This window comes from Endozoicomonas sp. YOMI1 (genome assembly GCF_024606345.1).
Classification (GTDB): domain Bacteria; phylum Pseudomonadota; class Gammaproteobacteria; order Pseudomonadales; family Endozoicomonadaceae; genus Endozoicomonas.
Genome location: NZ_JAHHPM010000250.1, coordinates 1 through 7,504, shown reverse-complemented (window position 1 = coordinate 7,504; position 7,504 = coordinate 1). Strand labels below are relative to the sequence as shown.

General features: G+C 46.1%; 5 protein-coding genes. All 5 read right to left on the bottom strand.

All coding sequences use genetic code 11. The features are described 5' to 3' along the window. Positions 1–73: 73 nt before the first annotated feature. Positions 74–514: an H-NS family nucleoid-associated regulatory protein gene (locus KDK15_RS08655; RefSeq protein ID WP_257294958.1), complete on the bottom strand. Its 441-nt coding sequence runs from the start codon at positions 512–514 to the stop codon at positions 74–76. A 379-nt stretch (positions 515–893) separates the two neighbouring features. Beyond that, positions 894–2,396 (bottom strand): SpoVR family protein, encoded by a 1,503-nt coding sequence (locus KDK15_RS08650; protein WP_257294957.1) that lies wholly within the window; start codon positions 2,394–2,396, stop codon positions 894–896. Then, positions 2,393–3,670 (bottom strand): YeaH/YhbH family protein, encoded by a 1,278-nt coding sequence (locus tag KDK15_RS08645; protein WP_257294956.1) that lies wholly within the window; start codon positions 3,668–3,670, stop codon positions 2,393–2,395. Before KDK15_RS08645 ends, KDK15_RS08650 begins: the two co-directional genes overlap by 4 nt. A gap of 77 nt (positions 3,671–3,747) precedes the next feature. Next, positions 3,748–5,670, bottom strand: a complete 1,923-nt coding sequence (locus KDK15_RS08640; RefSeq protein ID WP_257294955.1) for a PrkA family serine protein kinase — start codon at positions 5,668–5,670, stop codon at positions 3,748–3,750. A gap of 503 nt (positions 5,671–6,173) precedes the next feature. Then, positions 6,174–7,262: a dihydrolipoamide acetyltransferase family protein gene (locus KDK15_RS08635; protein WP_257294954.1), complete on the bottom strand. Its 1,089-nt coding sequence runs from the start codon at positions 7,260–7,262 to the stop codon at positions 6,174–6,176. Between the last annotated feature and the right edge of the window lie 242 nt (positions 7,263–7,504).

The following is a 7,504-nucleotide window of genomic DNA, read 5'->3' as shown; positions in this document are numbered from 1 at the left end:
TGCGAGGAATTCCAACGAAGATCCAGCTGTTCAAAATGGCTGCGCAGCTCATATTCAGAAGGTGGAATTGGTATTACTCTTCGATCTGTTCCAAAGCGCAGTCCAGACGCTTCTTGCCAGTACGCTCCAGGTAAGCCTGGAAATCACGTGGCAGACGGCCAGTAGTGGCACCTTCCCACTTAATACGCTCACCAGCTTCGTTCTCGTATTCAAAAGTGTACTTTTGAATATTTCTGCGACGCTTTTGTACAGTCTCTTCCAGTTCCAGATTACCCAGACCCAGATCATTCATGGAAACACCACGGTCAGCCATAAACTGCTTGATGGCCTCAATGCTTTCCTGCTTCTTCTTACGCTTTTCTTCATCTTTGGCACGAGCTTCCTGCTTCTCAGTCAGCACATCGTTCAGACGGGAAATGATACGTTCCAGATCTTCAGCGTGTACATCTTTAAACAGTGAGCGAATACGGGTTTTGCTGCTGAGACGATGCAGAACTTCTTCAAAAATATTCATTTACTCTACGACTCCTTGGTCTTGATAGAACTTCCTACTTAGGAATAAAGATGTTCAATTCGGTGAACTTTATACAGCAAGATTTTTTTAGATGGAAGTACCATTATATAAATTTTAAAAATAATGTGAATCACTGATAGTAAAAACTGTCAGGTTATTAATCCATAATCAAACAGTAATCGACATCAAGCAGGTTGTTTTTTCGATCAAAAGGAATAAGTTGTATAAATCCGATATGGGTCATGCCTTTCAAATCCACCAGGCCGTAGCATCAGGAAAATACCTTTGAGCGATAAACGTCATTTTGACCGATAAAAGCCTATCCACAAAAAGTGGTAGGTGATAGGTTAGTAGCTGAACATCAGTTATCAATCGACGTTTATTTTCGCTTCTTATTCTCACTGCACTGCCAGATTTGAGTGACCGCACCATTTTCGAACGACTCGATTTCTACATCAAACTGCCAGATCCTGTGTATATGCTTCAACAGCTCATCGGTCTCTTTTCCCAATGGTCGACCCTGATGCTGATAGTGACGGAGCGTCAGCATGCGGTCACCTCGAATATTGACATTATAAACCTGAATGTTTGGTTCCCGATTACCCAGGTTATACTGAGCTGCCAGTGACTCACGTATGGCTTTATACCCTGTTTCATCGTGAATACTGTCCACCTCAAGATAAGTTCGTGACCCATCATCCAGAATTGAAAACAATCGTAAATCTCTCATCACTTTGGGTGACAGAAACTGCAGGATAAAGCTTTCATCCTTAAAGTTTTTCATGGCAAAGTGAACGGTATCCAGCCAGTTACTTCCGGCAATATCCGGAAACCACTCCCGGTCTTCATCGGTAGGATTTTCACAAATACGACGAATATCCATAAACATATTGAAGCCAAGGGTGTATGGATTGATGCCACTGTATTGCGGGCTATCAAAAGGCGGCTGATAGATAACACTGGAATGGGAGTGAAGAAACTCCAGCATAAAACCATCGGAAACCTTTCCCTCGTTGTATAGCTCATGAAGAAGGTGGTAATGCCAGAAACAGGCCCACCCCTCATTCATCACCTGAGTCTGCTTCTGAGGGTAGTAGTATTGGGCAATTTTTCTGGCTATTCGCAATAGCTCCCGCTGCCAGGTTTCCAGTAGCGGTGCATTCTTTTCCAGGAAATAAAGCAGGTTTTCTTCCGGATCTTTAGGAAAGCGCTCTTCCTGTTCCAGCTCTTCTTTATCAACCTTTGGAATGGTGGTCCAGATATCGTTCAGTGTCCTCTGGATATACTCCGCTCTCTCTTCCTGCCGGGCCTGTTCCTGCTCAGGGGATAAGGGCCTGGGCCGTTTATATCGATTAACCCCCTGATTCATTAATGCGTGACAGGCGTCGAGTATATCCTCGACCGCCTCAATGCCATACTTCTCTTCACATTCAGCAATATAATGTTTAGCAAATAACAGGTAGTCGATAATGGACTCAGCATCAGTCCAGGTTTGAAACAGATAATTCCCTTTAAAGAATGAGTTATGACCATAGCTGGCATGGGCTAATACCAATGCCTGCATGGTCATCGTATTCTCTTCCATTAAATAAGCAATGCAGGGATTTGAGTTGATCACAATTTCATAGGCCAGCCCCATTCTACCCCGTTGATAGTTTTGCTGGGTATGAAGAAAGTGTTTACCAAAACTCCAGTGGTTATACATTAATGGCATACCTGTTGAGGCATAGGCATCCATCATCTGCTCAGAGCTGATAATCTCAATTTGATTCGGGTAGGTTTCAAGGCGGAAGCGATCAGCAAGACGGGCAAGCTCCCTGTCGTATTCCTGAATCAGCTCAAACGTCCACTCCGGCTCACTGGAAATCAACTGGCTGCTCATGCATTTTCCTTTTTTTCAAACAGTTTACGGAAAACCGGGTAAATATCACTGGGCGATTTAATCTGCTGCATGGCAAAGTGATCTTTAAACTTCTCCGCTACACTATGGTACTCACGCCATAAATTCTGATGGGCTCGGTCGGTGATTTCCACATAACAATAATACTGAACCTTCTGCATGATCTGCTCGGTCAGAATCTTGGTGCAGACACTGGAATCTCCTTCCCAGTTATCACCGTCTGATGCCTGGGCAACATAAATATTCCAGTCCGCCGGGCGGTAACGCTTATTGATCACATCACGGGTCATTTCCAGGGCACTGGAAACAATGGTTCCCCCGGTTTCTCTTGAATAGAAAAAGTCATCCTCATCCACTTCTTTAGCGGCTGTATGATGACGGATAAAGACCACTTCAATCTCTTTATAATTACGCTGCAAAAAAAGGTAGAGCAGAATAAAGAAGCGCTTGGCCATGTCTTTGATGTCCTGAGTCATGGATCCGGACACATCCATCACACAAAACATAACGGCCTTATTACTGGGCGAAGGCACTTTGACCATGTTGTTGTATTTCAGGTCAAAGTCATCAATAAATGGCAGTTTTTTCAGCCTGGCATTAAGCTCTTTTATCCGTTCTCTTAATTCAAAAACTCGTTGCTGATCCGTTTCCTCCGGGCTGACTTCCATTTCCCGGAGTTCTTTTTTCAGTGCCCGTATTTCCCGACGATCACCACCGGATAAGGCAATACGCCGAGCATGGGCTGAACGCAGGGAGCGCACGACATTCAGGCGGTCCGGAGAGCCAGCTGTCGTATACCCTGCCTGTCGGATCTTGAATTCCGTCATATCCTCAAGCTGTTTGCGAACCAGGTTTGGCAGCTCAAGGTTATCGAACATATATTCCAGAAACTCATCATGATTTATCTGGAAGCTGAATTCATCCATCCCTTCGCCGCTGTTTCCAGCTTTGCCTTTACCGCTTCCAGAGCCACCGCCGCCCGATGGGCGCTTAATACGATCACCACTGACAAACTCCTTGTTGCCCGGATGAACCTGCTTATAACGCCCACCCTGACCGTGGCGGAATACCGGCTCAGAAAGATCTTTTCGGGGAATGGTGACTTCGCTGCCAGAAACGACATCAGTAATGGAGCGTTTATTCACAGCATCAGACACTGCTTTCTTGATATGCTTCTTATATCTTTCAAGAAACCGCTGGCGATTGACGGTACTTTTGTTTTTTCCATTCAGCCGTCGATCGATAATAATACTCATGAACACGCTCCTTGTGTGCCCTTTATGACAAACAGGGCGAGAATCCGTTCGCCCTGCCTCTCTACCCCGGTCTGCAATTACTGCGATTTACGCACCCGGATATACCATTCAGCCAGCAACCTGACCTGCTTCTCGGTATACCCTCTCTCTACCATGCGCTTAACAAACTCATTATGTTTGCGCTGATCTTCCTGACTGCCTTTGGCATTAAATGAAATCACCGGAAGCAGGTCTTCCGTATTGGAGAACATTTTCTTCTCAATCACTGTGCGCATCTTTTCGTAGCTGAGCCAGCTCGGGTTTTGCCCATTGTGATTGGCCCGGGCCCTGAGCACGAAATTAACCACTTCGTTACGAAAATCTTTCGGGTTGGCAATACTGGCCGCTTTCTCGATTTTCTCCAGCTCATCATTGATTGCCGAGCGGTCCAGAATATCGCCGGTTTCAGGGTCACGGTACTCCTGATCCTGAATCCAGAAGTCAGCATAGGTAATGTATCTGTCAAAAATGTTCTGTCCATACTCTGAGTAAGACTCAAGATAGGCGGTCTGTATCTCTTTACCCAGGGATTCAATGTATTTGGGCGCCAGGAACTCTTTCACATAGCGCAGATAACGCTCATGCACCTCTTTCGGATACTGCTGCTGCTCAATCTGCTGTTCCAGTACGTAGAGCATGTGAACGGGGTTAGCGGCAATTTCCGTAGGGTCAAAGTTGAATACCTTGGAAAGAATCTTGAAAGCAAAACGGGTAGACAAGCCTTCCATGCCTTCATCAACACCCGCTGAATCCTTGTACTCTTGCAGCGGCTTGGCATTGGGGTCGGTATCTTTCAGGTTTTCGCCATCATAGATCCGCATCTTGGAATAAACATTGGAATTTTCCGGCTCCTTGATCCGCGACAGGACGGTAAACTTAGCCAGCATTTTCAAGGTATCCGGTGCACAGGGGGAATCCTTGAGTGAGCTATTAGCCAGCAGCTTTTCATAAATATGAATTTCTTCCGTCACCCGGGTGCAGTAAGGCACCTTGACGATGTTTACCCGGTCAATAAAGGCTTCATTGGTCTTATTATTCCTGAATGACTGCCACTCGGATTCATTAGAGTGGGCAAGAATAATGCCGTTATAAGGAATTGCGCCCATACCTTCGGTACTGTTGTAGTTACCTTCCTGGGTAGCGGTCAGCAGTGGGTGGAGTACCTTGATGGGTGCCTTGAACATTTCCACAAACTCCATCATGCCCTGATTGGCACGGCACAGTGCGCCAGAGAAGCTGTAGGCATCAGGGTCATCCTGAGAGTATTCTTCCAGCTGTCGTATATCCACCTTACCCACAAGGCTGGATATATCCTGGTTGTTCTCATCGCCGGGTTCCGTCTTGGCAATAGCAACTTGATTCAGAATACTGGGATGCAGCTTCACCACCCTGAACTTGGTGATATCACCGCCAAACTCATTTAACCGCTTAACTGCCCAGGGTGACATGATGCCACCCAGATAACGATTGGGAATGCCATATTCTTTCTCCAGAATGTCGGCATCTTCATCAGGATTAAACAAATTCAGAGGCGACTCAAAAACCGGTGAACCTTTTATCGCGTAGAAAGGGACTTTCTCCATCAACGCCTTCAGCTTTTCTGCCAGAGAAGACTTACCGCCACCCACTGGCCCGAGAAGGTAAAGTATCTGTTTCTTCTCTTCTAACCCCTGGGCAGCGTGCATAAAGTAGGAAACGATCTGCTCAATCGCCTCTTCCATACCATAAAATTCACGGAATGCCGGATAACGCTTAATCAGTTTATTGGAAAATATACGACTGAGCCTTGGGTCCCTCGACGTATCCACCATCTCCGGCTCACCAATGGCCATAAGCATGCGCTCAGCCGCATTGGCATAGGCAGAAGAATCCTTCCTGCACAGCGCCAGATACTCTTCGATGGTCAGCTCTTCCTGCTGGGTTGATTGAAATCTCTGCTGATATGTATTGAAGATGTCCATGCCTTCACCCACCTTTGTCTGCTTGATTTCCTGAAACAACTACCAGGAACGTTTGACCGATAACTCATCTGGAAGCTTATCCTTCTCAAATACGCTATCGGCAGAGTCAGAACTTTGACCACATTTTTTTATAACTTTTATCGAGCAGCTCTGAATGCCAGAAAAGCAGTTCATACTGATCAACAATGCTATAGAAAAAGGTGACATAAAATGCCCGTCAGACAAACCAGAGAACTCGGTGTCATGACCGGCAAAAGCGGGATACAAACATTCAGTCTAAAAAATCTGGCCTACATTGGTGCACTTTTTATAACAACAGTCTTATAACAACGGACTTCCTTGCAGCATGCTGGCAGAGATATTATCCTTCATCGCTTGCAACTTCTGATGGTCTCGCACTAGGAGGCTGTCCGACAGGCATGGCACTATCAAAACATCACTGCTTTTTTAACAGCAAGCTGATAGTGCTTTCTTGCCCCAGATTTTATAATGTGGATTTTTGACTACTTCTGCAACTGTTGAATCATTGCATGGAGGAAACGTGTTGCCTCACCACCCGTTGCTGCGCGGTGATCAAACGACAGTGACAAAGGCAAGGTACGGTGGCTCTCAGGCTTACCATCAACGCTGACTATTTCTTCCCTCAACCTGCCAACACCGATAATACAAACGCTTGGTGGGACAACAACCGGCGTAGCATATTTTCCGGCAAAGACACCAAAGTTACTCAACGTGATAGTTGCGCCCTGAAGTTCTGAGTTTGGCAGACTTCTGTCTTTTACTCCTTCTCTAAGCTTATTGATACTCTCACGTACTTCTTTTTTATTCATTTTTGCGACATCGCGCATCACCGGAACGAATAGCCCTTCTTCACTATCTACCGCCAGTCCCAGGTCAACAGAATCATGAAGCTGCCTGCTCATGGAAACGCCATCAAACCAGGCATTAAGCGCTGGCTCCACGGCACTGGCACTTACAATCGCCTGAATCAGACGAACCGTGATGTCTTCTTTATCCCAGTGATCAATATCCACATCATCAAACAGCGTTACCTGGACGACGGAAGCATGAGATTCTGCCATGGTGCGGGCCATATGCTTACGGACACCCTTTAATGGCTCTGGATTTTCCAGGGGATAGGAAACGGCAGATTGTGCAGCGTTTCCAGGATTGGTTACCGCATCCAGATCCACCTGAAATTGCTCAGCCAGTGATTTAAGTCCACTTTGAACCATTTGAGATGAAGACGATGGTTGCATCTGGCCATCCGCTGGTGAGCCAATAATAAAAGCATCATCGCTATTGGTGTTGGCATCATCACTGGCCAGTTTACCAACTACCGTACCGCTATCTTCCTCATCGGTTACAAACTCGACCAGGGGGGCTCCGGTAAGAATAGTGTCACCAGGTTGACCACAGAGACGGGCAATCACTCCGGTGCAGGGAGCAGGAACTTCAACAACGGCTTTTGCTGTCTCGACAGAGACCATAGGCTGGTCTTCCTTGATACTATCCCCCTCTCCCACGTGCCATTCGACAATATCGGCTTCAGGAATACCTTCCCCTAAATCGGGTAAATTGAAAAAGCGCATGAATGTACCTTTTTATTATAAAAATACTGCCTGCTTTTGGTTTTGCAGTCCTACAGTTCTGGCAGTATTCGCCGCTCAGGGCTATTGAAATAATGATTCCGGTATTAGCAATGATTGCCAGGAGGCTGTCGGACTTAAGACTGTCCTGCTGCGGTTGCGATAAATTGGTCTAAAAATTCCTGTTTCATCGTCAAATAGCCCCGCTATTCTCCTCAGAAGCAGAAATTTTTATCCTCAATTTC